26 protein-coding genes are annotated in these 25,394 nt (G+C 73.5%); 13 read left to right on the forward strand and 13 right to left on the reverse strand.

What is annotated here, in order from left to right; translation table 11 throughout:
- Positions 1-13: 13 nt before the first annotated feature.
- On the reverse strand, positions 14-1,075 hold the full coding sequence (locus tag ACIRD3_RS09860; protein WP_402213743.1) for an ATP-dependent DNA ligase: 1,062 nt from the start codon (positions 1,073-1,075) through the stop codon (positions 14-16).
- Positions 1,076-1,153: 78 nt separating this feature from the next.
- Between ACIRD3_RS09860 and ligD the strand changes: the two genes are divergently transcribed.
- Together ligD and ACIRD3_RS09870 are read left to right on the forward strand one after the other, a co-directional pair.
- Positions 1,154-2,161, forward strand: coding sequence for a non-homologous end-joining DNA ligase (gene ligD, locus ACIRD3_RS09865; protein WP_402214037.1), 1,008 nt, complete (start codon positions 1,154-1,156; stop codon positions 2,159-2,161).
- 32 nt (positions 2,162-2,193) lie between these two features.
- The gene (locus ACIRD3_RS09870; protein ID WP_402213744.1) at positions 2,194-2,844 is read left to right on the forward strand and encodes a GNAT family N-acetyltransferase; all 651 of its coding nucleotides are present in this window, start codon (positions 2,194-2,196) and stop codon (positions 2,842-2,844) included.
- 4 nt (positions 2,845-2,848) lie between these two features.
- Here the strand turns inward: ACIRD3_RS09870 and ACIRD3_RS09875 are convergent, their stop codons facing one another.
- Both ACIRD3_RS09875 and ACIRD3_RS09880 read right to left on the reverse strand, forming a co-directional pair.
- Positions 2,849-3,364: a hypothetical protein gene (locus tag ACIRD3_RS09875; RefSeq protein WP_402213746.1), complete on the reverse strand. Its 516-nt coding sequence runs from the start codon at positions 3,362-3,364 to the stop codon at positions 2,849-2,851.
- Positions 3,361-4,560, reverse strand: a complete 1,200-nt coding sequence (locus tag ACIRD3_RS09880; RefSeq protein ID WP_402213747.1) for an 8-amino-7-oxononanoate synthase — start codon at positions 4,558-4,560, stop codon at positions 3,361-3,363. The genes ACIRD3_RS09875 and ACIRD3_RS09880 overlap by 4 nt, the downstream gene beginning before the upstream one ends.
- A gap of 171 nt (positions 4,561-4,731) precedes the next feature.
- On the opposite strand from ACIRD3_RS09880, the gene ACIRD3_RS09885 reads away from it, so the two are divergent.
- On the forward strand, positions 4,732-7,224 hold the full coding sequence (locus tag ACIRD3_RS09885) for a DEAD/DEAH box helicase (RefSeq protein ID WP_402214039.1): 2,493 nt from the start codon (positions 4,732-4,734) through the stop codon (positions 7,222-7,224).
- A gap of 98 nt (positions 7,225-7,322) precedes the next feature.
- Here ACIRD3_RS09885 and ACIRD3_RS09890 read toward each other — a convergent pair whose 3' ends face one another.
- The gene (locus ACIRD3_RS09890) at positions 7,323-8,246 is read right to left on the reverse strand and encodes a hypothetical protein (protein ID WP_402213749.1); all 924 of its coding nucleotides are present in this window, start codon (positions 8,244-8,246) and stop codon (positions 7,323-7,325) included.
- 236 nt (positions 8,247-8,482) lie between these two features.
- Here ACIRD3_RS09890 and bioB point away from each other — a divergent pair, with 236 nt between their 5' ends.
- The 4 genes from bioB (at position 8,483) to ACIRD3_RS09910 (ending at position 12,348) form a co-directional block, all read left to right on the forward strand.
- Positions 8,483-9,757, forward strand: a complete 1,275-nt coding sequence (bioB, locus tag ACIRD3_RS09895) for a biotin synthase BioB (protein ID WP_402213750.1) — start codon at positions 8,483-8,485, stop codon at positions 9,755-9,757.
- A gap of 30 nt (positions 9,758-9,787) precedes the next feature.
- Positions 9,788-11,092 (forward strand): adenosylmethionine--8-amino-7-oxononanoate transaminase, encoded by a 1,305-nt coding sequence (locus ACIRD3_RS09900; RefSeq protein ID WP_402213752.1) that lies wholly within the window; start codon positions 9,788-9,790, stop codon positions 11,090-11,092.
- Positions 11,089-11,823, forward strand: coding sequence for a dethiobiotin synthase (gene bioD, locus ACIRD3_RS09905; RefSeq protein ID WP_402213754.1), 735 nt, complete (start codon positions 11,089-11,091; stop codon positions 11,821-11,823). The genes ACIRD3_RS09900 and bioD overlap by 4 nt, the downstream gene beginning before the upstream one ends.
- 78 nt (positions 11,824-11,901) lie before the next feature.
- Complete coding sequence (locus ACIRD3_RS09910) at positions 11,902-12,348, forward strand: hypothetical protein (RefSeq protein ID WP_402213755.1); 447 nt, start codon at positions 11,902-11,904, stop codon at positions 12,346-12,348.
- Between the two features lie 78 nt (positions 12,349-12,426).
- Here the strand turns inward: ACIRD3_RS09910 and ACIRD3_RS09915 are convergent, their stop codons facing one another.
- Entirely contained in the window at positions 12,427-13,281 is an 855-nt protein-coding gene (locus ACIRD3_RS09915; RefSeq protein WP_402213756.1) for an alpha/beta fold hydrolase, read from the reverse strand.
- A gap of 84 nt (positions 13,282-13,365) precedes the next feature.
- On the opposite strand from ACIRD3_RS09915, the gene ACIRD3_RS09920 reads away from it, so the two are divergent.
- The gene (locus ACIRD3_RS09920; protein ID WP_402213758.1) at positions 13,366-13,935 is read left to right on the forward strand and encodes a helix-turn-helix domain-containing protein; all 570 of its coding nucleotides are present in this window, start codon (positions 13,366-13,368) and stop codon (positions 13,933-13,935) included.
- Positions 13,936-14,020: 85 nt separating this feature from the next.
- The gene (locus ACIRD3_RS09925; RefSeq protein WP_402213760.1) at positions 14,021-15,352 is read left to right on the forward strand and encodes a serine/threonine-protein kinase; all 1,332 of its coding nucleotides are present in this window, start codon (positions 14,021-14,023) and stop codon (positions 15,350-15,352) included.
- Here the strand turns inward: ACIRD3_RS09925 and ACIRD3_RS09930 are convergent.
- The 3 genes from ACIRD3_RS09930 to ACIRD3_RS09940 all read right to left on the reverse strand — a co-directional run bounded on the left by ACIRD3_RS09930 (position 15,349) and on the right by ACIRD3_RS09940 (position 16,495).
- Positions 15,349-15,810 (reverse strand): DUF3592 domain-containing protein, encoded by a 462-nt coding sequence (locus tag ACIRD3_RS09930; protein ID WP_402213761.1) that lies wholly within the window; start codon positions 15,808-15,810, stop codon positions 15,349-15,351. The genes ACIRD3_RS09925 and ACIRD3_RS09930 overlap by 4 nt on opposite strands.
- 224 nt (positions 15,811-16,034) lie before the next feature.
- The gene (locus ACIRD3_RS09935; protein ID WP_402213763.1) at positions 16,035-16,262 is read right to left on the reverse strand and encodes a hypothetical protein; all 228 of its coding nucleotides are present in this window, start codon (positions 16,260-16,262) and stop codon (positions 16,035-16,037) included.
- Between the two features lie 8 nt (positions 16,263-16,270).
- Entirely contained in the window at positions 16,271-16,495 is a 225-nt protein-coding gene (locus tag ACIRD3_RS09940; protein ID WP_402213764.1) for a hypothetical protein, read from the reverse strand.
- A gap of 185 nt (positions 16,496-16,680) precedes the next feature.
- On the opposite strand from ACIRD3_RS09940, the gene ACIRD3_RS09945 reads away from it, so the two are divergent.
- Both ACIRD3_RS09945 and ACIRD3_RS09950 read left to right on the forward strand, forming a co-directional pair.
- Positions 16,681-17,745, forward strand: coding sequence for a Scr1 family TA system antitoxin-like transcriptional regulator (locus ACIRD3_RS09945; RefSeq protein ID WP_402213766.1), 1,065 nt, complete (start codon positions 16,681-16,683; stop codon positions 17,743-17,745).
- A gap of 52 nt (positions 17,746-17,797) precedes the next feature.
- Positions 17,798-20,695: a BTAD domain-containing putative transcriptional regulator gene (locus ACIRD3_RS09950; RefSeq protein ID WP_402214041.1), complete on the forward strand. Its 2,898-nt coding sequence runs from the start codon at positions 17,798-17,800 to the stop codon at positions 20,693-20,695.
- Here ACIRD3_RS09950 and ACIRD3_RS09955 read toward each other — a convergent pair.
- A complete protein-coding gene (locus ACIRD3_RS09955; protein WP_402213768.1) occupies positions 20,676-20,897 on the reverse strand; it encodes a hypothetical protein in 222 nt (73 codons plus the stop codon). The two genes, ACIRD3_RS09950 and ACIRD3_RS09955, sit on opposite strands and share 20 nt — an antisense overlap.
- Positions 20,898-21,054: 157 nt before the next feature.
- Between ACIRD3_RS09955 and ACIRD3_RS09960 the strand changes: the two genes are divergently transcribed.
- Positions 21,055-21,570, forward strand: coding sequence for a DinB family protein (locus ACIRD3_RS09960; protein ID WP_402213770.1), 516 nt, complete (start codon positions 21,055-21,057; stop codon positions 21,568-21,570).
- A 2-nt stretch (positions 21,571-21,572) separates the two neighbouring features.
- Positions 21,573-22,109 (forward strand): hypothetical protein, encoded by a 537-nt coding sequence (locus ACIRD3_RS09965; RefSeq protein ID WP_402213772.1) that lies wholly within the window; start codon positions 21,573-21,575, stop codon positions 22,107-22,109.
- Between the two features lie 244 nt (positions 22,110-22,353).
- Here ACIRD3_RS09965 and ACIRD3_RS09970 read toward each other — a convergent pair whose 3' ends face one another.
- The 4 genes from ACIRD3_RS09970 to ACIRD3_RS09985 all read right to left on the reverse strand — a co-directional run bounded on the left by ACIRD3_RS09970 (position 22,354) and on the right by ACIRD3_RS09985 (position 25,281).
- Positions 22,354-22,893 carry a GNAT family N-acetyltransferase gene (locus ACIRD3_RS09970; protein WP_402213774.1) on the reverse strand — a complete coding sequence of 180 codons (540 nt, stop codon included), beginning with the start codon at positions 22,891-22,893 and terminating at the stop codon, positions 22,354-22,356.
- Positions 22,894-23,095: 202 nt separating this feature from the next.
- Complete coding sequence (locus ACIRD3_RS09975; RefSeq protein WP_402213776.1) at positions 23,096-23,494, reverse strand: hypothetical protein; 399 nt, start codon at positions 23,492-23,494, stop codon at positions 23,096-23,098.
- A gap of 398 nt (positions 23,495-23,892) precedes the next feature.
- Positions 23,893-24,252, reverse strand: a complete 360-nt coding sequence (locus tag ACIRD3_RS09980; RefSeq protein ID WP_402213778.1) for a DUF6086 family protein — start codon at positions 24,250-24,252, stop codon at positions 23,893-23,895.
- Positions 24,253-24,282: 30 nt separating this feature from the next.
- Positions 24,283-25,281 (reverse strand): MarR family transcriptional regulator, encoded by a 999-nt coding sequence (locus tag ACIRD3_RS09985; RefSeq protein WP_402213780.1) that lies wholly within the window; start codon positions 25,279-25,281, stop codon positions 24,283-24,285.
- Between the last annotated feature and the right edge of the window lie 113 nt (positions 25,282-25,394).

Consider the following 25,394-nt stretch of genomic DNA (forward strand, 5'->3'; position numbering starts at 1 on the left):
ACACGCCCCTGCCTCAGATCCCCAGCACCTCGCCGAGGTCGTACGAGACCGGCTCCTCCAACTGCTCGTAGGTGCAGCTCTCCGGGGTGCGGTCCGGCCGCCAGCGGCGGAACTGCGCGGTGTGCCGGAAGCGGGTGCCCTCCATGTGGTCGTAGGCGACCTCGACCACCCGCTCGGGGCGCAGCGCGATCCAGGAGAGGTCCTTGCCGCCGGTCCAGCGGCTGACCGCGCCGGGCAGCCGGCCCGCGGCGTGCGCGGCCTCGTCCGCCCAGTCGCCCCAGGGGTGCCGGGAGAGGTCCGCCATCCGCAACGGGGCGAGTTCCTCGGCGAGTTCGCGGCGCCGGGCCATCGAGAAGGCGGCGCAGACACCGACGTGCTGCAGCTTCCCCGCGGGGTCGAAGATGCCGAGCAGCAGCGAGCCGACCACCGGGCCGCTCTTGTGCTCGCGGTAGCCCGCCACCACGCAGTCGGCGGTGCGCTCGTGCTTGATCTTGTACATGGTCCGCTCCCCCGGCCGGTACGGCTGGTCCAGCGGCTTGGCGACCACCCCGTCCAGCCCGGCGCCCTCGTACTCGGCGAACCAGCTCCGGGCGAGGTCCCGGTCGGTGGAGGCGGGGGCGGTGAACACCGGGTCGGCGGCGCCGGCGAGCGCCGTCTCCAGGGCCGGGCGGCGCGCCGACAGCGGCTCGTCCAGCAGGGAGTCGTCGCCGAGGGCGAGCAGGTCGAAGGCGACGAAGGAGGCCGGGGTCCGCTCGGCGAGCAGCTTCACCCGGCTCGCGGCCGGGTGGATGCGCTCCAACAGCTCCTCGAAGCGCAGCCGCCCGTCACGGGCGATCACCACCTCGCCGTCCAGCACGCAGCGTGGCGGCAGCTCGCGCCGCAGGGCTTCCACCAGCTCGGGGAAGTACCTGGTCAGCGGTTTTCCGGTGCGGCTGCCGAGCTCGACCTCGTCGCCGTCGCGGAACACGATGGTGCGGAAGCCGTCCCACTTGGCCTCGTACTGCATCCCGGGCGGGATCTCGGCCACCGACTTGGCGAGCATCGGCGCCACCGGTGGCATCACGGGCAGGTCCATGCGTCCGATCCTCGCCCCGATGGTCTCGGGGCGCGCGCCGGGCGTACGGCGCTTAGCGTGAGAGCCATGGGCTCCGCCGTGGAACTGGAAGTCGCCGGGCGCACCGTCCGGCTGTCGAACCCGGACAAGGTGTACTACCCCGAGCGCGGCTTCACCAAGCTGGACGTCGCGCAGTACTACCTGGCCGTCGCCGACGGGGTGCTGCGCGGTCTGCGGGACCGCCCGACCACCCTGCAGCGCTTCCCGGACGGCGTGGAGGGCGAGTTCTTCTACCAGAAGCGCGCCCCCAAGGGCCTGCCGGACTGGCTGCCCACCGCCCGGATCAACTTCCCCAGCGGCCGCTCCGCCGACGAGATCTGCCCCACCGAGCCCGCCGCCGTCCTGTGGGCCGCCAACCTGGGCTGCCTCACCTTCCACCCCTGGCCGGTGCGGCGCCCCGACACCGACCACGTGGACGAGCTGCGCATCGACCTCGACCCGCAGCCCGGCACCGACTTCCACGACGCCGTCCGCGCCGCCCACGAACTGCGCGCCCTGCTGGAGGAGTACGGGCTGCGCGGCTGGCCCAAGTCCTCCGGCGGGCGCGGCCTGCACGTCTACGTGCCGCTGGTGCCCGAGTGGACCTTCACCGACGGACGGCACGCGGTGATCGCCCTCGGCCGGGTCCTGGAGCAGCGGATGCCGGGCAAGGTCACCACCGCCTGGTGGAAGGAGGAGCGCGGCGAGCGGATCTTCGTCGACTACAACCAGATGGCCCGCGACCGCACCATCGCCTCCGCCTACTCGCTGCGCGCCCGCCCCCGCGCGACCGCCTCCACCCCGCTGCGCTGGGAGGAACTCGACGACGCCTCCCCCGAGGACTTCGACCTGCGCACCGTGCCGGCCCGCTTCGCCGAACTCGGCGACCTCAACGCCGAGATGGACGGCCAGGCGTTCCGCCTGGAGGGCGTGCTGGAGCTCTACGAGAAGCAGCTGCACGACGAGGGCCTCGGCGAACTCCCCTACCCGCCCGACCACCCCAAGGCCGCGGGCGAACCCACCCGCGTCCAGCCGAGCCGGGCCCGCAAGAAGGAGGACCCGGCGTAGGCTGGCGCCTTCGACGGCGGTGGGGGGCGTGCATGGGCGTGCGGGGACTGGCGGAGATCCTGGCGGACGCGGCGGGCGGGGTCTTCCCGCCGCCGGACGGCTCGGTGACGGTGGTGGCGCAGCCCTCGCCGTACGAGGCCGGGGTGGTGGCCTTCGCCGCGCACGCGGTCGTCTTCACCGACCAGGACCCGGCCTGGGTGCACGACACGCTCGCCGCCGACCCGGGCGACCCGCTGGCCGCCCCGCTCTGCCCGCCCTTCCTCACCGCCCTCGCCGCGCGCACCGGGCGGATCGTCAACAGCATCGACCTGCTGACCGTCGCCGACCGCCTCCCGGGCGAGCCGCCGCTGCCGCTCACCGAGGTGCGGGACCGCGACCACCCCCGGGTGGTGCGGGCCCTGCGCTACCGCGAGGACGTCCGGGTGTTCACCACCGACGGCGGGGTGCTCGTCCTCGGCCGCGGCGTGGCCGGCCGCTGGGAGTGCGCCGTCGAGGTCGACCCGCACACCCGCGGCCTCGGCCTCGGCCGCACCCTCGCCACCGCCGCCCGCCACCTCCTCCCCGAGGGCACCACCCTCTGGTCCCAGCAGGCCCCCGGCAACGCCCCCAGCGTGCGCGCCTTCCAAGCCGCCGGCTACCGCCCCATCGGCGCCGAAGCCCTCCTGGTGCCGGAGCGGCCGTAGGGCGTCACCCTTCGGGTGGCGTCCAGAGCACCCGGACCCGGTCGGCGTCCGGTTCGTAGCCGAGGAACGGGGCCCGGGTGGTGCCTTCGAAGTACAGCGGCACCGGCTTGCCCAGCCGCCGTCCGATCGCGGTCAGGAAGCCGCAGAGGACGTCCAGCCGTTCCTGGCCCTGCAGTTCCCAGAGCGAGACGTCGAAATCGATCTGCTCGTCCGCGAGGAACCGGAAGATCGCGCACACCTCGGCGGCCGGCCACACCCGGAGGTTCGGGCACTCCGCATCGGCCGGGCGGGAGAGCACCGCGGCCGCCCCGGGCAGCGGCAGGACGGAGCTCCCCTCGGAGTACTCGTACGACCAGCCCCGCTCGACGACCAGGTCGAGCACCGCCTGCCAGTCGGCCGCCGTGGTGTCGGCGATGTAGACGTCCGGCAGCGTGCCGCCTCCCGAGGGGTCGAGCAGCCAGGCGACGTCCTCCCACAGCAGCTCCGGCGCGGGGGCGGGGGCGTCCGGCCCGGCGGTCATGCGGTGCGGGCGCCCGTCGGGGCCAGGTCGGCGATGGTGCGGACCGCGTCGGCGATCTGGCCGTCGGTCAGGTCGCCGCGGGCGGTGAGGCGCAGGCGGGAGACGCCGTCGGGGACGGACGGGGGGCGGAAGCAGCCGACGGCGAGGCCGGCGCGGCGGCAGTCGGCGGCCCAGGCGACGGCGGCCTCGGGGCCCGGGGCGCGGACGGAGACCACGGCGGCGTCGGGGCGGCAGGAGTCCAGGCCGGCGGCGGTGAGCTGCCGGGCGAGGGTGCGGGCGACCTCGCGGGCGCGCTCGGCGCGGGCGGGTTCGGCGCGCAGCAGGCGCAGGGCGGCGAGGGCGGCGCCGGCCGCGGCGGGGGCCAGGCCGGTGTCGAAGATGAAGGTGCGGGCGGTCTCGGTGAGGTGGCGGATCACCCGGCGGGGGCCGAGGACGGCGCCGCCCTGGGAGCCGAGCGACTTGGAGAGCGTCACGGTGGCGACGGTGTCGGGCTGCCCGGCGAGGCCGGCGGCGGCGAGGGCGCCGGTGCCGCCGGGGCCGAGCACGCCCAGCCCGTGCGCGTCGTCCACCAGCAGCGCGGCGCCGTTCGCGCGGGCGGCGGCGGAGAGGTCGGCGAGCGGGGCGGCGTCGCCGTCCACCGAGAACACCGAGTCGGTGACGACCAGCGCCCGCCGCGGGGTGCGCGCGGCGAGCGCCTCGGCGACGGCCTCCGGGGCGCTGTGCGGGGCGCGGTGGACGTCGGCGCGGGAGAGCCGGCAGCCGTCGATCAGCGAGGCGTGGTTGTAGGCGTCGGAGACGATCAGGGTGTCCGGGTCGGTGAGCGCGGTGAGCGCGGCCAGGTTGGCGGTGTACCCGGAGGAGAACACCAGGGCGGCCTCGACACCGCAGAACTCGGCGAGCTCCGCCTCCAGTTCGGTGTGCAGCGCCGTCGTCCCGGTGACCAGCCGCGATCCCGTCGACCCGCCGCCCCACCGCAGCGCGGCCTCCGCCGCCGCCCGCGTCACCGCAGGGTGCCTGGTCAGCCCCAGGTAGTCGTTCCCGGCGAGGTCCAGCACCGGGTCCTCGGCCGGCCGGCTGCGCAGCGTCCTGGTCAGCCCGGCGTCGGCCCGCAGCGCGGCGGCCTCGTCGAGCCAGTCGAAGACGGTCTCGGGGGCGAGGACGGAGGAACGCGGTCCGTACGCGAGGGGCTGGCTCATGCCCGGCACTCTGGCACGCCGCCCGAAGCGGGATCAATGTGCCGCTCGGCACATGATCGGCGCACTTCGCTGGCCGGTCGCCACAACGCGGGCGCCTCCGCCGGTCGGCGACGGGCTTTGCCCGGGGTGGCGGCGAGCAGGCAAGATAGCCGGGTGACCCTCCTTGATCTGATGCCGAAGCCCGCCACGCCCGACGCGCTGTACGAGACGTTCGCAGCCTGGGCGGAGGAGCGTGGGATCACGCTGTACCCGGCGCAGGAGGAGGCGCTGATCGAGCTGGTCTCGGGGAACAACGTGATCCTGGCGACGCCGACCGGCTCGGGCAAGAGCCTGGTGGCGGCGGGGGCGCACTTCGCGGCGCTGGCGGAGGGGCAGCGGACCTTCTACACGGCGCCGATCAAGGCGCTGGTGTCGGAGAAGTTCTTCGACCTGGTGAAGATGTTCGGCACCGAGCAGGTCGGCATGATGACCGGCGACGCGAGCGTGAACCCGACCGCGCCGATCATCTGCTGCACCGCCGAGGTGCTCGCCCAGATCGCGCTGCGGGACGGCGCGCGGGCGGACATCGGCCAGGTGGTCATGGACGAGTTCCACTTCTACGCCGAGCCGGACCGCGGCTGGGCCTGGCAGATCCCGCTGCTGGAGCTGCCGCAGGCGCAGTTCCTGCTGATGTCGGCGACGCTGGGAGACGTCCGCCGCTTCGAGGAGGACCTGACCCGCCGCACCGGCCGTCCGACCACGGTGGTGCGCAACGCGACCCGCCCGGTGCCGCTGTTCTACGAGTACCGCCGCACCACGATGCACGACACCCTGGAGGAGCTGCTGCAGACCGGCCAGGCGCCGGTCTACGTCGTGCACTTCACGCAGAAGGAGGCGGTGGAGCGGGCCCAGTCGCTGATGAGCATCAACATGTGCTCGAAGGCGGAGAAGGAGGCCATCGCCGACCTGATCGGCAACTTCCGCTTCACCACCAAGTTCGGCCGCAACCTGTCCCGTTACGTCCGCCACGGCATCGGCGTGCACCACGCGGGCATGCTGCCGAAGTACCGCCGACTGGTCGAACGCCTCGCCCAGGCCGGCCTGTTGAAGGTGATCTGCGGGACGGACACGCTCGGCGTCGGCGTCAACGTGCCGATCCGCACAGTGCTGTTCACCGCCCTGTCCAAGTACGACGGGCAGCGCGTACGGATCCTGCGCGCCCGCGAGTTCCACCAGATCGCGGGCCGGGCCGGCCGCGCCGGGTTCGACACCGTCGGCCAGGTGGTGGCGCAGGCGCCGGAGCACGTGATCGAGAACGACAAGGCGATCGCCAAGGCCGGGGACGACCCGAAGAAGAAGCGCAAGGTGGTGCGCAAGAAGGCGCCGGAGGGCTTCGTCGGCTGGACCGAGGAGACCTTCGAGAAGCTGATCGCCGCCGATCCGGAGCCGCTGGTCTCCCGGTTCAAGGTGAGCCACGCGATGCTGCTCTCGGTGATCGGCCGCCCGGGCAACGCCTTCGAGGCGATGCGCAAGCTGCTCACCGACAACCACGAGGACAGGGCCGCGCAGCGCCGGCACATCCGCACCGCGATCGCCATCTACCGCTCGCTGCTGGAGGGCGGCGTGGTGGAGCGGCTGCCGGAGCCGGACGCCGAGGGCCGGATCGTGCGGCTCACCCTCGACCTGCAGGAGAACTTCGCGCTCAACCAGCCGCTGTCCACCTTCGCGCTGGCCTCCTTCGAGCTGCTCGACCCGACCTCGCCCTCGTACGCGATGGACGTGGTCTCCGTGGTCGAGGCGACCCTCGACGACCCGCGCCAGATCCTCGCCGCGCAGCAGAACAAGGCGCGCGGGGAGGCCGTCGGCGAGATGAAGCGCGACGGCATCGAGTACGAGGAGCGGATGGAGCGGCTCCAGGAGATCACCTACCCGAAGCCGTTGGAGGAGCTGCTCAGCCACGCCTACGACGTCTACCGCCGGGCGCACCCGTGGATCGGCGACCACCAGCTGCAGCCGAAGTCGGTGGTCCGCGACCTGTACGAGCGGGCGATGACCTTCTCGGACTACGTCGGCTTCTACGAGCTGGCCCGCACCGAGGGCATCGTGCTGCGCTACCTGGCCGGCGCGTTCAAGGCGCTGGAGCAGACCGTCCCCGAGGACGTGAAGACCGACGACCTCAAGGACGTCATCGCCTGGCTCGGCGAGCTGGTCCGCCAGGTCGACTCCAGCCTGCTGGACGAGTGGGAGCAGCTGGCCAACCCGACCGAGCCGCAGGCCGAGGAGGTGCGGCTGGACGACAAGCCGGCGCCGGTCACGGCCAACGCGCGCGCCTTCCGGGTGCTGGTCCGCAACGAGATGTTCCGCCGCGTCGAGCTGTGCGCGCTGGAGCACTACGAGGAGCTCGCGGAGCTGGACGGCGAGTACGGCTGGGACGCGGACCGCTGGGCGGACGCGATGGACGGGTACTGGGACGAGTACGACGACCTCGGCACCGGCCCGGACGCCCGCGGCCCCAAGATGCTGATCATCGAGGAGGAGGACTCCGCCTGGAAGGTCCGCCAGATCTTCGACGACCCGGAGGGCGACCACGACTGGGGCATCAGCGCCGAGGTGGACCTGTACGGCTCGGACGAGGAGGGCCGGGCGGTGCTGCGGGTCACGGCGGTGGACCGGCTCGGCGGCTGACGGACCGTCGATCACGTGGAGGGGGGCCCGGCGTTGCCGGGCCCCCCTCGGGCTGTTTTCGGGCGGGCAGTGGGCGGCCGGGCCCACCGCGCCCGGGGTCACATCCAGACGAACGGCGACCCGACCGCGTACGAGATCGCGCGGGTGGCCTCGTCCAGGGTCTGCTCGGTGCTGGGCGCCGCCGTCCCGCTGGGCGTGGGGGTCGGCGCGGTGGGCGTACCGGTGACGCTCGGGGTGGTGCCCGGCGGGCGGCCGTCGCCGGTGCGCGAGCTGGTGACGGTGACGTAGTGCCCGACCGCCTCGACCCGCGGGTCGCCGCCCGGCTTGGCGCCGGCGGCCTGGGCGGGGGCGGTGGAGGCGTCGGCGAGGATGAAGGCGACCGAGCCGGGCTTGGCCCGCAGGGCGTCGGCGGCCTTGGCGGCGGCGGTCTGGTCGGCGAAGCGCAGCAGGGTGACGCTGCTCAGCACGGGGCGGTCCTGGCCGCTGAAGCTGACGGTCAGGTACGCCTGGCAGCCGCTGTCCTTCAGCGGGTCCTGGGCGCGGTCCTGGAGCACCTCGGCGCAGTTCTCGCCCTGCCGGACGCCGTTGCGCCGCGCCTTGAAGGTGCCGACCTCGACCAGCCGCTGGGCGGGGAAGTAGTCGTCGACGTTGAGGCCCTCGGTGTCGATGCGCGGCGGCGGGGTGCCGACCACCCGCGGCGCCTTGGTGGCGTCCTTGCTGGACGGGCCGAGCCCGGGTATGTAGTCGCCGGGCATCGGGCGGGTGATGATCCATCCGCCGACCGCGACCACACCGACCACGACGACCCAGCCCGCGGCCCGACGGCCGCTCAGCCGGCGGACCGGTCGCCGTCCGGTGCCGACGCCGGCACCCGTCGCGTCGCCTCCCGTCACACCGGCACCCGTCGCACCGGCTCCCCCGGCGGAGGCACCCCTCGCGCCGGCGCCCCCGCCGGTCCGCTGTCCTGCCTGGCCTTCCCGGCCCTCTCCCGGAGTCGGGGTGCGCTCCCCCTGCGTGGTCATGGCGCAGATTCTAAGCACCCCGGAGGTGGCCTGGATCACGGGGGCGGGGGTTGTGGATCATCGTCCCCCGCCGGCTTCCACTACCCGCCGGTAACCTTCGGCCCGGCGCCGCGTCAAGCGCGTGACCTGCGGCGGAGCCGTGACCTTCGACACTGTGGCAATCGGCACATCCTCGCACCGATCTTCTGGCGGGTTTGCTCTGGCGCCGCTCGACGGCCAGCAGGCAGGATCACCCCATGGATCTGCTCGATACCCTCACCGCCAAGGGCCTGCGCGGCGACGTCCCGACCCGCGAGGAGGCCCTGGCCGTCCTCGCCACCACCGACGACGAGCTGCTCGACGTGGTCGCCGCGGCCGGCAAGGTGCGCCGCCGCTGGTTCGGCCGCCGGGTCAAGCTCAACTACCTGGTGAACCTCAAGAGCGGGCTCTGCCCGGAGGACTGCTCGTACTGTTCGCAGCGGCTCGGGTCGAAGGCCGAGATCCTCAAGTACACCTGGCTCAAGCCGGACCAGGCCGCCGACGCCGCCCGGGCGGGCGTGGCCGGCGGCGCCAAGCGGGTCTGCCTGGTGGCCAGCGGCCGCGGCCCGACGGACCGCGACATCGACCGGGTCACCGACACCATGGCCGCCATCAAGGAGGCCGACCCCGAGGTCGAGATCTGCGTCTGCCTCGGCCTGCTCTCCGACAACCAGGCGGAGCGCCTCAAGGCGGCCGGTGCCGACGCCTACAACCACAACCTCAACACCTCCGAGAGCACCTACGGGACCATCACCAAGACCCACACCTACGCGGACCGGGTCGACACCGTGCAGAAGGCGCACGGCGCGGGCCTGTCCGCCTGCTCCGGCCTGATCGCGGGCATGGGCGAGAGCGACGAGGACCTGGTCGACGTGGTGTTCGCGCTGCGCGAGCTCGGCTCGGACTCCGTCCCGGTCAACTTCCTGATCCCCTTCGAGGGCACCCCGCTCGCCAAGGAGTGGAACCTCACCCCGCAGCGCTGCCTGCGCATCCTGGCGATGGTCCGCTTCGTCAACCCGGACACCGAGGTGCGGATCGCCGGCGGGCGCGAGGTGCACCTGCGCACCCTGCAGCCGCTCGGCCTGCACATCGCCAACTCCATCTTCCTCGGCGACTACCTGACCAGCGAGGGCCAGGCCGGCCAGGCCGACCTCGACATGATCAAGGACGCCGGCTTCGAGGTCGAGGGCGCCGGCGAGGCCACCCTGCCGCGCCACCGCGCCGACGTCGCCGCGGCCGCCCAGGCCGGCGGCTGCGGCACCGCGGCCTCGGCCTGCGGCAGCGGCGGGGGCTGCGGCCCGTGCGGCGGGCACTCCCACGCCGCGCCGGCCGAGCAGGCCGCGCCGGTCGAGGCGGCCGGTGAGAACGCTGAGGCCGCTGCCGCCGAGCCCACCGAGGGCAACGAGCCCGCCGAGGGCAACGACGAGCTCCGCAGCGACCTCGTCAAGGTCCGCCGCCGCGGCGCCGGCACCGAACTCGCGCCCAACGCCTGACCCTTCTAGCGCTCCGGAGAGTCACCCACCATGCCCCAGCTGTCCGCGGACACGCTGCTCACCCTCGACCGCGCCCACGTCTGGCACCCGTACGGGCCGATGCCCGGCACCGTCACCCCGTACGTGGTCGAGTCCGCCTCGGGCGTACGGCTGCGCCTGGCCGAACCGGTCGCCGGCGGGCGGCGCGAGCTGGTCGACGGGATGTCGTCCTGGTGGGCGGCGATCCACGGCTACCGGCACCCGGTGCTGGACGAGGCCGTGCGCGAGCAGCTGGGGCGGATGAGCCACGTGATGTTCGGCGGGCTCACCCACGAGCCCGCCGTCCGACTGGCGGCCCGGCTGGTGGAGATCACCCCGGAGCCGCTGCAGCACGTCTTCCTCGCCGACTCGGGCTCGGTCTCGGTCGAGGTCGCGATGAAGATGTGCCTGCAGTACTGGCAGTCGATCGGGCGGCCCGGCAAGCGCCGGCTGCTGACCTGGCGCGGCGGCTACCACGGTGACACCTTCCACCCGATGTCGGTCTGCGACCCGAACGGCGGGATGCACCACCTGTGGGGCGGGGTGCTGCCCGGGCAGCTCTTCGCGCCCCAGCCGCCGGCCGGGTTCGACGCCCCGCTCGACCCCGAGTACGCCTCGCAGTTCGAGGAGTTGATGGCCCGTCACGCCGACGAGCTGGCCGCCGTCATCGTCGAGCCGGTGGTCCAGGGGGCGGGCGGCATGCAGTTCCACTCCCCCGCGTACCTGCGGATGCTGCGCGAACTCTGCGACCGGTACGGGGTGTTGCTGGTCTTCGACGAGATCGCCACCGGATTCGGCCGTAGCGGCGCCCTGTTCGCCGCCGACCACGCCGGCGTATCGCCCGACGTGATGTGCCTCGGCAAGGCGCTCACCGGCGGCTACCTGACGCTGGCCGCCGCCCTGTGCACCGGCGAGATCGCCGACGGCATCAGCCGCGGCGAGATGCCGGTGCTCGCGCACGGCCCGACCTTCATGGGCAACCCGCTGGCCTGCGCGGCCGCCAACGCCTCGCTGGACCTGCTGCTCGGGCAGGACTGGGCGACGGAGGTCAAGCGCATCGAGACCGGCCTGCGGGACGGCCTCGCGGCGGCGGCCGACCTGCCGGGCGTGCAGGACGTCCGCGTCCAGGGCGCCATCGGCGTCGTGCAGTTGGACCACCCGGTGGACGTCCGGGCGGCCACCGAGGCGGCCGCCCGGGAGGGCGTCTGGGTGCGCCCCTTCCGGGACCTGATCTACACCATGCCCCCCTACGTGACGGAGGACCAGGACGTGGCACGCATCGCTGCCGCCGTGACCGCCGCGGCGGTGGCGGGATGAACGCGCGCATCCTCTTCGTCACGGGCACCAACACCGACGTCGGCAAGACCGTCGCCACCGCCGCCGTCGCCTCGGCGGCGCTGCGGGCCGGGCTGAAGGTCGCGGTGCTCAAGCCCGGCCAGACCGGCGTGACCGCCGACGAGCCCGGCGACACCGCCGAAGTCGTCCGCCTGGCAGGCGAACTGACGTACCGTGAGCTCGTCCGCTACCCCGAGCCGCTGGCACCCGACACCGCCGCCCGGCGCTCCGGACGGCCCTACCTCTCCCCCGCCGAGGTGGTGGCCGAGGTCGCCGGGCTCGCCGCCGGCCACGACCTGGTACTGGTCGAGGGCGCGGGCGGCCTGCTGGTCCGCTACGACGACGAGGGCCGCACGCTCGCCGACCAGGCCCGGGCCGTGCTGGACGCCGGGCTGCCGGTCGAGATCCTGCTCGTCGCCTCCGCCGGACTCGGCACGCTCAACATCGTCGCCCTCACGGCGGAGGCGCTGGCCGCCCGCGAACTCCCGCTCACCGGCGTCCTGGTCGGCTCCTGGCCCGCGGACCCCGGCCTCGCCGAGCGCTGCAACCTCGCCGACCTGCCGCGCTCCGCCGGCGCCCCGCTGCTCGGCGCCCTGCCCGAACGCGCGGGCAGGGCGGAGGACTTCGCCGCCCTCGCGCTCGCCTCGCTGGCCCCTGAGCTGGGCGGAACCTGGAACGCGGAGCACTTCGCGCACAGCCATCGGCCCGAATAGGCCCGGCTTCGCTCGAAGGGGTGATCTCCGCCCCCGAACCGTGGGAGCCCCGGCCCTTGGCTGAATACCGTTCCTCCCATGACAGACGGGCTCACCGTGGACGAGGCCCTGCGGGCCTTGGCCGCCCTGGAGGCGGCGTGGAAGGACGACGACGAGGCGCTGTCCGCCCTGGCGGCGGGCGGCGCCGGTGAACAGCCGCTGCCGGCGCTGGTCGCCGCGTACGGCGAACACGCGATGGACACGCTGATGGCCCTGGCCTTCGGCCTGCGCTCCAGCATGAGCGACGAGGAGCTCGCGGAGATCTCCGACGCGGTCAGCTCCAACATCGGCGCCCGGATGAGCGCCCTGCTCACCCAGACCCTGAAGGCCTGGGGCACCCTCGCCGCCCCGGACGACTTCGCCGTCACCAAGATCATCGCCCACACCGTGATCGACGCCATGCGCGCCGTCACCGAGGACCCCGGCAAGACCGAAGTCCTGCCCCTGCTCGCCACCTTCCGCAGCTACGCCCTCAACGACACCTGAGGGCCGGACGGTTCGGGGCGGGCGTCGAGGTCTCGTCGAGGTCTCGTCGAGGCCCGCGCCCTCGCCCCGCGCCTTCGTTCACCGCTCCGGGCCCGTCCGGCCGAGGAGGCGTTCCACCCGGTCCGCGACGATCCCCGGCTGCTCGGCCTGGATGAGGTGGCCGGAGTCCACGGTCTCGAACCGGCCGTTCGGCAGTGACTCGGCCCACCGCCGTCGATGCTCGGCCAGGGCGGCGTGGTGCCGCCCCCGGCCCTTCTGGGGGCGGGAAGCCGAGAGCAGGACGGTCGGGCACGTCGGCGGGTCGGGCGGATCGGCACGGAAGCGGGGAACGGCCGCGGCCACCGCCCTGATCTCCTTCCGCGTCTGCGCGATGCCCGCCGGGACGAAGTCCTCGGCGAGCATGGTCGTGTAGGTGTCCGCCGGGTAGTGGCGCCGGAGCTCCCCGCCGGCCAGCCGGGCCAGCAGCCGGGAGCGGCACAGCGCCTGCGTCACACCCAGGGCCCGGTCGACCTTCACCGCGGTCCGGTCGAAGGTGTCGTAGACGGGCGCGCTCTCCGCCGCCGGGTCGAGCAGCAGCAGCCCCCGCAGCCGCGACCCCAGTCCCGCCACGGCGCGGCGGGCGACCAGCCCGCCCATGCTGTGCGCGACGAGCACGAAGCGGCCGGGGACCACCGCCTCCACCATCGCGACCAGGTCCGCGGCCATCTCGTCGATGCTCAGCTCTTCCACCGTGCGGCCGCTGCGGCCGAAGCCGGCGCGGTCGTAGGCGACCACGCGCGCCCGGTCCGCCAGCAGCGCGACCACCGGGTCCCAGCAGGTGCGGCCCATCCCGCCGCCCGCCTCGAAGACCACCCAGTCCGCTCCGCTGCCGGATTCCTCCACGTGGACGGTCCGGCCGTTCACCCGCACCGCCCGCCCCGCTGTCTGACGCATGCCCCCTCGCCCCCTCCAGGTCCGCCGTTCGGAGTCCACCGTTTCCATTTTCGAGAATGGTACCGAGTATGGAATCGTGAGGCCATGGACACCACCGAACTTCTTCTCCACCCGGTGCGCCTGCGCGTGGTGCACGCCCTCTCCGGCGGAGGGGAACTGACCACCGCTCAGCTATGCGCGCGCATGCCCGACGTGCCGAAGGTGACCATGTACCGGCACGTCGCCCTGCTCGCCGAGGCGGGCTTCCTGGAGGTGGCGGGAGAACAGCGGGTGCGTGGCGCCGTCGAGCGGCACTACCGGCTGCGCCAGGACCGCCCGGTCGTCGACGCCGACGCCGCGGCGGCCATGACGCCGGACGACCACCGCCGGGGCTTCGCCGCCGCCATGGCCGTGCTCATCGCCGAGTTCAACGCCTACCTCGACCGGGACGGCACCGACCCGGTGGCCGACGCGGTGTCCTACCGCCAGGGCACCCTCTGGCTCACCCCGGAGGAACTCACGGAGATGACGGCCCAGTTGCGCGCGGTGCTGGGTCCTCGGCTGGCCAACCGCCCGGCACCGGGCCGCGCGCCCTACCTGCTCAGCCCCATCACCTTCCCGGTCGGGCCGCCGTCCCCCGAGGAGCAGCCCGAGGGGCCTCTACAACTACCGTAGGGCTGCGCACGTGGACTCCCGTGGTGTGTAATCGCGCTGAGCCGGAGCAGCCGGACGGCGGGAGCGAGGGCAAGGGGGAAGCCTGGTGGACGAGTTGCAGCCGACCGATCCCCGGCAGGTCGGGCGGTACCGGATCACCGGGCTGCTGGGCGCGGGCGGGATGGGCCGGGTCTACCTCGGGCAGTCCCCCAGCGGACGGGCGGTCGCGGTGAAGGTGGTGCGGCCGGAGCTCGCCCAGGACCCGGAGTTCCGGCGCCGGTTCGCCCGCGAGGTGGCCTCCGCCCGTCGGGTCAACGGCTTCTTCACGGCCGCCGTGGTCGACGCCGATCCCGAGAGCCGGACCCCGTGGCTCGCCACCGCCTACGTCCCCGGCCAGCCCCTGGACCAGGCGATCGCCGGCGGCGGCCCGTGGCCGGTGGAGTCGGTACGGGCACTGGGCGCGGGCCTCGCCGAGGCCCTGGAGGCCATCCACGCGGCAGACCTGGTCCACCGCGACCTCAAGCCCTCGAACGTGCTGCTCGCCCCGGACGGCCCCCGGGTGGTCGACTTCGGAATCTCCGTGGCCGCCGAGGCCACCGCCCTCACCCGCACCGGGATGATCGTCGGCACGCCCGGCTTCATGGCGCCCGAGCAGCTCACCGGCGCCCCCGTCACCCCCGCCACCGATGTGTTCGCCCTCGGCGCCGTGCTGCACTACGCGGCCACCGGCACCGGGCCCTTCGGCACCGGGTCCGTCCAGGCGCTCAACTTCCGCATCGCGTACGAGGAACCGGACCTGTCGGGGCTGCCGGCGGGGCTGGAGATCATCGCGCGCTGCCTGGCCAAGGACCCGGCGCAGCGGCCGTCGGTGGCGGCGCTCATCGCGGAACTCGCCCTGGCCCCGGTGGAACCCGGACCGGTCGCGTCGCCCGTCCTCCCGGCGACGGCGTGGCTCCCGACGCCCGTCGCCGGCCCGACGCCCGTCGCGGCGACGACGGTGACCGTCCCGCCGGTCGCGACGGCCCCGGCCGCCGCTGCCGTCCCGCTGTTCCCTTTCTGGGCGGCCATCGCCACGTTGGCCCTCGCCACGGTCCTTCCCCCTGTCACGGGGTCATCCGTGGCCATCACGAGCATGGCCAGGGGCTCCTGGCCGGTCGTCGCGGCCGCCGCCCTCGGCGTCGCCACGTGTGCGGGCGCGCTGTTCCTCGCACAGCGGAGTCGTACGGGTCCGGTACCGCGCTGGCCCCGCCACGTCCACGGCCTCGCCGCCGTCGTCAACACCGGGCTGGTCGTCTTCTACCTGGACAGGATCGCGAGCTACGGGCGATTCGGTGAGCTCAGCGGCGGTGCTTACAGCTATATCGTCGCGGCTGTCCTGCTCATCTACGGCGTCGTGCGCTTCCCCACCTCGCCGAGGATCCCGGCGGCGCGCCGCTAGACACGGTCGCTCCGACCCCAGAACGCGCGGTAGAGCAACATTCCGGCCGTGCCCAGCACGCCGACCAGCAGCGCCAGGGCCCACGGGAGCAGGACGGACGTCCACCCCACCTGCGCCGGGAAGGCGATCGTGGACGGCCGGTCCGGGTCGATGAGCACGGTCCGCACCGCGCCCTTCTCCAGCCCGGCCGGCACACCACCCAGGTCGTGGTCGGGTGTGGCCTCCCGGCCGTCGGGCAGCGCGAGCACGATCCTGCCCGGCCGGTCGCCCATCGGGCCGTGGTACTCCGCCGTCACCACGGTGGCCGGTACCCGTGCGGCATCGGCGTAGCGGTAGTGGTAGCGGGCCTGCGCCCCCATCGCCACCAGGCTCAGCAGGATGCAGCCGCCGAACACGATGAGCCCGATGACCAGCGTCGTTCTGTTGTAGAGCGGTGTGCCGGACGCTTTCCGCGCCATGATCCCCCCAGGTGCTCGGCCAGAGCATAGACCCCGGGCTGGAGCGCTCGTCTAGGGATTGGACCTCATCCACCCGGCGGCGAGAGCGAATCCGCCCGTCGAGGCGGCGAGGAAGGCGAGGGCGAAGACGAGGCCGCGCGCCGGTCCCGGGACGTCCTCGGGGACCAGGAGGACGGCGAACCCCGCGAGGGAGAGGGAGCCGACGACGATGACGCCGGCGGCGACTACGGCCGCATACCTCTGCGGAGGACGACGACCAGCTGCTCGATGACGTCCGGCCGGGCGGCCCCGAGGTCGATCAGGATGACGCCGGTGGCCTTGGCCGAGCGCCAGTCGATCCCGAGCGAGGGGAGTTTGATCGAGGCGGCGTTCAGGACGGCCCGGAGGTCGTCGAGGATGTCGGCCGCGGTGCGACGGTCCTCGGCCGTGATCTTGTCGATCATGCTGCTCATGGGGCATCTCACTGTTCGGTGGTCGTGATCCAGCGCGCTTCGGTGTCCCACTCGATGCCGCCGCCGAGGGGGCGGAGGAACACGAGGCCGTGCTGCCGGCCCATGAAGGTGGCCCACCGGCCGGAGCGGACGTCGAAGACCCGCTCCCCGACGGAGGAGGGACGGTAGGGGTCGGAGGGCGGCGCCACCCGCCGCACCGCCGGCGGGGGCGGGGAGGCGGAGTCGGGGCTCATCCGCGCCTCGGGGACGGAGTCCCCGCACTGCGGGCACCGGCACGGCGGGAAGTTCCGCCGCAGGATGAGGCTTTCGCCAGATTGAGTGTTCGTCATATCCACCGACTAGTTCCTTTCCGTTGCCAACTCCTCACCAAGAGTGGCTAACTGGGACCAGCAGCGGAAGAGCTTCACTTTGACAGCGCATGTTGTGGAACCAGGTGATCACCATGGCTCAGCGGGAACTCGACCCCACCTCCTCCCCGAACGCGGCTCTCGGCGTTCAGCTTCGACGCTTCCGCCTGGCGAGGGGGCTCACTCAGGTCGAGCTCGGACGGCGGATCAACTACAGCGACTCGCTGATCTCCATGATCGAGAACGGCGAACGTCCCGCGCCGCTGAACTTCGTCCGGCGCTGCGACAAGGAACTGGACACCTGCGGGGCGCTGGAACTCCTGTACTGGACCAGCAAGAGCAGCACGTTGATCGGCGGGTTCCTCGCGTTCATCGAGCACGAGACCAAAGCCACCGCCTTCAAGATCTACGAGCTGAACCTCATCCCTGGGCTGCTTCAGACACGCGCCTACGCATCCGCGATCATCGGCGCCGAGGCCCGACGAGGTGAGATCACCGAGGACAAGGTCAGTGAGCGCCTGAATGTCCGCATGGCACGGCAAGCCGCCCTGTACCGCGAACCCGCTCCCTCGATCCACATCGTCATGGAGGAGAGCTGCCTGCGACCCGTCGGCGGTCCCTTCGTCATGGCCGAGCAGCTTCGTCGGCTTGAGAGCGTGGCCGAACTTCCGCACGTCATGCTGCAGATCGCGCCGTCCAGCCTCGGCGAGGACCTCCCCACGGTCTGGCCGTTCACACTTCTCAGTTCACCGGACCAAACCTGGATGGCGTACCTCGAAACCATCCAGCGGGGATACGTCGAGCGCGACGACCAGAACGAGATCCGCTCTCTCGCAAGGACTTACGATTGGCTCCAGGCCCAAGCCCTCTCATGTGCGGACTCGCTGGCTCTCATCCGCGCGCGTCTCAAGGAGTTCGAAGCCATGTTCCCCATCACAGCCGCCAAGCCCGCCTCCTGGCTGAAGTCCTCCTACAGCAGCGGCGGCGGCAACTGCGTCGAGGTCGCTCCCGGCCTCCCCGGTGTCCTCCCCGTCCGCGACAGCAAGGACCCCCACGGCCCTCAGCTCGCCTTCGGCACCGACGCCTGGAAGTCGTTCATCGCCGGGGTCAAGGCAGGCGACTTCGGTGCAATCTGACTTACCCTCGACCCCGGCCCCGCTGCGCTTCGCGATACTCGGCGCGCTGCGGGTGCAGCGCGCCGATGGTCCCCTCCCACTCGGGGCTCCCCGGCAGCGGGCCGTGTTGGTCGCGCTTCTCCTCCGTCCCGACGCCGTCGTCACAGCTGACCAGCTGATCGACGACCTGTGGGGCGATCACCCTCCAGGGTCTCCCCTCGTCACCCTCCGCTCGTACGTCTCGCAACTCCGCAAGATCCTGGAACCGGTCCGCGAGACCCCCGCCGTCCTGCTCTCCCAAGCGGGCGGCTACCGCCTGGCCGTCGAGCCCGACCACATCGACCTCTGGCGCGCCAAGCACCTGCACGAACTCGCCGCCCGCCACTCCCCCGAGCAGCCGGCCCGCGCCCGCGAACTCCTCGCCGAGGCCCTCTCCCTCTGGCGCGCCGAACCACTCGCCGACCTCCCCGGCCCCCTCATGCACCGCGAGCGCGAGCGCCTCCGCGAACTGCGCCTCACGCTCCTGGAGGAGCGCCTCACCCTGGACGTCGCGCTCGGCGATCCCACCCCGGAGCTGGCCGCGCTGGCCGCCGAACACCCCTTCCGCGAACGCCTCCAGGCTCTCCTCATCCGCGCCCTGCACCGCCAGGGCCGCACCCCCGAGGCCCGCGCCGTCTACGACGCCCTGCAGCACCGCCTCGTCGAGCACCTCGGCATCGAACCGGGCCCTGACCTCACCACCCTGCGCCGGGAACTGGACCCGGACCAACTCCCCTCCTCCCCACCCCACTTCACCGGCCGCGCGAACCACGTCGCCCACATCGCCCGGGCCCTCACCGCTCCCCCCGGCCCCGGCCTGCGTCTGGTGACCGTCACCGGCATGGCCGGGGTCGGCAAGACCGCCCTCGCCGTACGCGCTGCCCACACCGTGCGCCCGGACTTCCCCGACGGCCGCCTCTACGCGGACCTGCGGGGCGCCGACCTGGTCCCGGCCAGCCCGTCCGACATCCTGGCCGACTTCCTGACCACCCTGGGCATCCGACCGTCCGCCGTCCCCAGGGACCTCCCGGGCCGGTCCGCCCTCTTCCGCACGGCGACCGCCGGCAAGCGGCTGCTGATCCTCCTCGACAACGCCCGGGACGACGTCCAGATCCAGCCGCTGCTGCCCGGTTCCTCCGACTGCGCGGTCCTCGTCACCAGCCGTACGGTGCTCTCCGGCGTGCCGTCGGTCCTGAACCTCCCCCTGGACGTGTTCAGTTCGCGGGAGGCGCTCGGCCTGCTGGACTCCGTCATCGGCCGGCCCCGCCGGTCCGCGCAGTCCGTCGAGGCCGAGCTGCTGGTCGAGGCGTGCGGCCGGCTCCCGCTGGCTGTCCGGATCGCCGCCGCCAGGCTCGCCGCCGCCCCGGACCAGTCGATCGCCGATCTCCTGCGCCGCCTGGCCGACGACCGTGAGGGCATCGCCGCCCTCCGCACCCGCGACCTCGCCATCGAGCAGGTCTTCGACGTCAGTTACCGCCTGCTTCCGCCGTCTCTGGCGACGGCGTTCCGGATGCTCGCCTGGGTGGAGCCTGACATCGGCCTGGAGTCGGCGGCCGCCGTCCTCGACCTGCCCGAGGGCGAGGCCGAGTGGCTGGCCGAATCCCTGGTGGACCAGGCCCTGTTGGAGTCGCTCGGCGCCGGCCGCTACCGCTTCCACGACCTGGTGCGCGCGTTCGCCCGCCGTACCTCCCTCCGACTCGGCCCCGACGAACGCGGCTCCGCCCACCACCGACTGCTGGGGCTCCTCCTCGGGCGTGCTCGTACGGCCTTCGCCCTCGCCGTCCCCGGCGACCCGGTGGCCGACGTCTTCGGCGAACCGACGCCCTCCCGGACCAGCCGTCCCCCCTTCACCGACCTGGCCGACGCCCGCCGCTGGGCGCGCGCGGAGACACCGGGCGCGGTCGCCCTCGCGGCGGCCGTCGCGACGCACGGCCGCGCCGAACTGCGGGCCGCCATCGACCTCCTGATCGCGCTCAGCCCGCTCGGCCTCGGCGCGTTCGGCGGCCGGGCGGAGGAAGCGGCCCGCCTCCTCGTCGCCGCCGCCGTCGAGGCCCGCGACCGCGCCGCCGAAGGCCGTTCCCGTTTCCTGCTCGGCACGATCCTGCTGGCCCGGGCCCGCCTGGGCGAGGCGGGCGCCGAGGCCCGGCAGGCCGCCGACGCCTGCCAGGAGGCGGGCGACCGGGCCGTTCTGCGGCAGGCCCTCAACGACCTGGGCCTGATCGCCCAGGCGGAGGGCCGGCACGAGGAGGCGATCGCCGCCTTCGACGAGGCGGCGCTGCTCGCCCGGCGGCTGGGTCACCGGTCGGGCGAGGTGGCGAGCACCGCGAACGCGGCGCTGTCCCGGATCCGCAGCGGACAGGCGGCCGTCGCGGCGGAAACCTGCCGCCTGCTCCTGACCGAACCGACCGCCGACACCCGCACCGGCACCGAACCGACCGCCGGCACCGGCACCGGCACCGGCACCGAGCCGACCGCCGGCACCGGATCAACGGACCCCGCGATGACCGCGTACGTGCACTACGTCCTCGGCCTCGCCCACCAGGTCCTGGGCCGGCTCGACGACGCCGCCGCGCAGATGCGTCTCTGCATCGACCGCGCGCACCCCGCCCGCGACCTGGACCGCGAGTCGGCCGCCCGCAGCCGCCTGGCCGACATCCTGCGCCTGCTCGGCCGCCTCGACGAGGCCGCCGCCGAGGCGGAGCGCGCCCTGGCCCTGGCGACGGAAGGCGGGCGACAGCGCGAACGCGCCCTCGCCCACCTGGTGTCGGCCAACGCCCTGACCGCCCGTGGCGACCACTCGGCCGCCCGGCATCACGAGGCGGAGGCCCACCTGCTGCTCAGCCGGCTGAGCGCGCCGGAGTCCGCCGACGCGAAGCCGCTGCTGACCGCGCTGGCCACCACCGACCGGGCCCTCACACCCCGCGCGGATTGACGATCACCAGGCCGGTCCCGTTCCACGCGACCCTGCTCGCCAGGCACTGCACGTCGGCCGACCCGCCGCAGGCCCCCGCCGGCGGCTCGGCCGGCGAGCCGTGCCGTACGGGCCCTCCCGCTCCCACCGCGACGGCACCCAGCACCGACACCAGCACCGCCGCACCGGCGACCACCGCGCGGACAACAACCTTCCGAACCACCGAGGACGCTCCTTACTCGTACGTGATCAAGCGTCCGTACCCTCCCAGGCTCCGGTAGACAGCCGATCAACGCGCCACCCCCCGCCACCCGACCGACCTGGCCGGCGCTCGACAATTCGGGTGCCCCGGCCCGGCCGTGCCGGTAGCCTGCGCGACCATGGCACCCGAACTGCAACGCCCCCCGATCCACGCGGACGAACGCACCTCGCTCATCGGCTGGTTGGACCTGCAACGGCAGATCCTGCGCTGGAAGTGCGAAGGACTCGGCGACGAGGACGCCCACCGCGCGGTCATCCCCACCTCGCCGGCGATGACCATGGCGGGCCTCGTCTCCCACATGCGCTGGACCGAACACCTGTGGCTGGAGGTGCTGTTCCTCGACGGCGACGAGACGCCGAACCCCGCCTTCGACAAGTCGACCGAGGACGCCGACTGGCAGACCGGCGGCCGCCCGCTGGCCGAACTCCTCGCCGAGTACGAGGCCCAGTGCGCCCGCAGCAACGAGATCGTCGCCGCCGCCTCCCTGGACGACACCGGCCGCCACACCGGTTTCCACTCCGGGGGCGCCAACCTGCGCTGGATGCTCGTCCACCTCATCGAGGAGACCGGCCGCCACGCGGGCCACGCCGACCTCGTCCGCGAACTCCTGGACGGCACGAAGGGCTACTACTGACCGTGCCGAACCCGCCCGACGCCCCGGCCGACGTCCCGGCCGCGGTGAGGGCCGCCGCCGAGCCGCTGGAGGACCTGCTCGACGACTGCAACCACGTGGCCCTCATCGACCTGCTCCCCGTCGTCCCGGTGGTCCCGGTGCTCCCGGCCGCCGCGGCGGCGCCCGGCCGGGACCGGCTGCGGCGGATCGCCCAGGCCGTCTACGACGCGGGGCCCGGCGGGTGCCGGACCCCCGCGCCGGTGGAGCCGTTCGAGACGGCCGGCGCCTGGCGTGACGTCCTGCGCCACGAGGTCACCGAGGGCTTCCTGCAGCCCGCCCGGCGGTTCGGGTCCACGGCGCCCGCCCTGCGCACCCCGGAGCAGATCCGGCGGGCGGGCGAACTCGCCGACGGCGTGGCCGACCTGATCGAGGCGCACCTCGGCCCGGTCCGGGCCTCCGCCGAGGTCGGCGGGTCACACCCGGGCGAGATCCGGTGGCGCGACCTGCTGCTGGTCTCCGGCGACCGGGCCACCGTCCTGCACCTCGGCGTCGCCGACTGATCGGCTCCTCAGCCCCGCGAAGGCGGCACAGCGGCCTGGACCGATGCCGCTCAAACCGACGATCGTCCACCGGTTGCGCAGCAGGTCCCGTCGCCCGAGACCGAGCCGTATCTCGTCCGCCGCGCGAGTGTAGACCCCGCCGCCGGGACCTGCACGGGAAGTCGACGTGGCCGACTTTCCGTACAGGTCCCCATGCAGATCCCGTGCGGTCCCGCCCGGTTCCGGCCTTTGCACCGGGGACGGCTCAGGCCCGGGGATCGGTGCGCAGCAGGCTGTAGAGCACCACGTCCCGCCATGCCCCGTCGCGGAAGGTGTGCGCGCGCTGCACGCCTTCGCGGGTGAATCCGACCTTTTCCAGGACGCGCTGCTCGGCCAGGTTGGTGGATTCGGTCTCCGCTTCCAGCCGCATCACCGGCGAATGCGCGAACAGGTAGTCGGCGAAAATCCGGTGGGCGCGCGTGCCGATTCCCCGGCCGCGCGCCTGGGGCAATAGCTGCGCGCCCATGGTCCAGTACGGGGCAGTCGGCGACGCCCCCTCCCGCATCGCGGCGGCGTAGCCGCAGAACTCGCCGTCGGCGGTGATCGCGAGCGTCCACTGCTCGTCCGTGAGCAGGCCGGTCTCGGCCCAGACGCGGCGGATGCGGTCCGGCTGCCGCCAACCGGTCCAGAGGTGCTCGCCCATGACGTCGGGGTCGTTCAGCAGGGCGAGGAACTGCGGGAAGTCGGCTTCGGCTATCGGGCGCAGCGAGATGTGTTCCTGGTTCATGCCTGCGGAAACGCGCACTCCGGCGTTCCGGTTCCGCGATTCTCGGAGAAATTCGGAAACAGCCCCCTCGGGGCGTTCATTTACTGCGGACAGAATTGGTTCACCGCGCCGGAAATCCGTTGACCGCGCCCGGAATCCGTTTTACTGCGCCAGGTCCGTCGACTGCACCGGCCCGCCGCGCGGCAGCACGGCGGCCCACCGGCGGTCGGCCGGGCGGGCGTCAGCGCGCCGCGGCGACCCGGAACGACCCCGAGTTCCACTGGAGCCCGGCCGGGCCACCGGTGGGCCACTCGTGGTCCAGCCGGCGACGGTCCCGGCCCAGGGCGCCGAGGTCGAGCGGCCGCAGGGTGCCGGCGACCAGGCCGGTGGCCTCGGTGGCGGTGAGCGGCATGACCGTCACGTACTGGGCGTCGTCGCCGCCCATCCAGTCGACGGACTCGCTGAAGATCCAGACGAACTGCTGCGCGCAGTCCCGGCAGCGCCGGACGTCGACGGAGAAGTGCGCGCCCTCCACCACCTCGGCCTGCTGCTCGAACGCCTCCCGCTGCCCCCGCCACACCGCGTGCGCGTCCTCGCCGTAGCACTTCGCGCAGCCGAACTCCATCATCGGCCTTCTCATCGGTCGACTCCCTGTTCCGCATCCGCCCGTTCGACGACGTCCCGTCGCGGCCCATGATGCCCGGCCCGGCGGCGGATGGCACCGTCCCGCCGATCACCGCCCGGTGGGTGCCACGAGCCTCGACGAGCCTCCCGACGGCCCCGCCAACCGCCGGTGACGGGCGGTGATCCACCCCGTGAACGGCCGCGCCCACCGCCCGTACGCAGCCACGATGCACCGCCGCCCCGCAGCCGACGCCATCCCCCGGCACCCCCGCCACCACCGCGCGCCGGCCCCGCCTAGATCAACGCGGCCGCTCGGAGGAGCCCCCGACGGTGGAACAATTCACGGCCCGTTTCCACGCCATTCTCGCCCGGACGAAGGACCCCAGGGGCGCGCACGAGTTGACGACCGGGCCCTCACGGCGCGAGGTCGCGCAGCATCTCCCGCGCCCGCTCCCGCAGCCGCGGGTCGGACACCTCCTCCTCCCACGGCGTGCCGGCCCTCTCGGCGAGGGCCAGGGTCGTGGCGACGAACCCCTCGGAGAGGGCCCGCAGCACGCCGTGGTGACACGTCCTCCCGTGCCAAGCGGCCAGGGCCCTGACGAAGGCGCCGAACACCGCCGGGTCGATCTCGCTCTCGTCATCGACCATCGGCCCGATGCCCGAGGTCTGGCCGAGTTCGGCCTCGAAGTCCGCCACCTGGCGCAGGAACAGCCGGGAGGCCCCGTTGGACGGGTTCCACAGCGTCCTGCCGGCCATCTCGTAGTACTGGCTCATCCGGTCCCCCTCAACGCGGAAACGACCACCTTACGACTGCGCCGGGGGCTGCGGGTTGTCGAGCAGGAGGTCGTGGCCGACCTCGGTGAGGGAGTGACGGACCTGCTTGCCCTCGCGCCGGGTGGCGATCAGGCCGGCCGCGCGCAGGGCGGCGGCGTGGGCGGAGGCGGAGGGCGGGGTGACGCCGAGCCGCTGGGCGAGTTCGGTGGTGGAGCAGTCGCTGCCGGCGATGGCGCGCAGGACGCGGGCCCGGGCGGGGCCGAGGACGGCGGCGAGGCCGTCGGCGGCCGGTGGCCGGGCCGGGGCCTCGGCGGCCGGGGTGGCGATCGGGTGCAGCAGCAGGCTCTGGCGGTCCGGGCCGGCCAGGAGGCTGATGCTCTGCTGGACGAAGTAGTTGGGCCGCAGCTCCAGGCCCCGGCCGCCCAGCTCGAAGGAGCCCTCCAGCTCGCCGAGGGTGCACTCCAGCACCCCCTCGTCCCGCCAGACCGCCTTCGGGTGGAGCGAGTCGAGCATCGCGCCGATCCCGGAGCGTGCGGCGGTGCGGGCCCGGACCGCGATGTCGGCCTCCAGGACGCGGCGGATGTCGGGCCAGTCCGGGGCGAGGCAGGACCGGAACAGCGCCCAGGCGCCGTCGCTGACCTCCCGCAGGCCCCGGGAGCCGTCGTCGCGCAACCGGGCGAGCGCGGTCGGGAGTTCGGCCCCGCTGCCGAACATCGCGACGTCCTCCTCGACGGCCCGCTGCGGGACGGCGAGGAGTGCGTCGAGCTCCTCCGTCAGCTGCCGGCGGACGCTGTCGAGGTCCGCCACCATGAAGTCGGGGACGCCGATCGGGCTCGCGTTGACCACGTCGAGGAAGCGCACGGCCCGGTGGGGCACGTGCCGGCGGACGTCCCGCCACCAGCGCTCGCTGCGCGACCCGGTGCCCTGGTGCACACCCCTCCGGGCGGAGCCGGCCATCAGGTGGTCGAGCGGCGAGATGACGAACCGGGTCTTCGCGAGGTCCGCGACCCCGAACCTCAACGCGATCACAAAGCCTCCTCGGGATCCCCGCAACCACCCTGACCTGGTGCGTTTTTGACTATTAGGCCCTGAGGCTAATGCATGGCCGGTCGGCCTCCGCGCTTGGCATGCTCTCTCTCGCC

Origin of the sequence: Kitasatospora sp. NPDC093550 (assembly GCF_044764985.1) — a bacterium.
In the GTDB taxonomy this organism is placed as follows: Bacteria; Actinomycetota; Actinomycetes; order Streptomycetales; family Streptomycetaceae; genus Kitasatospora.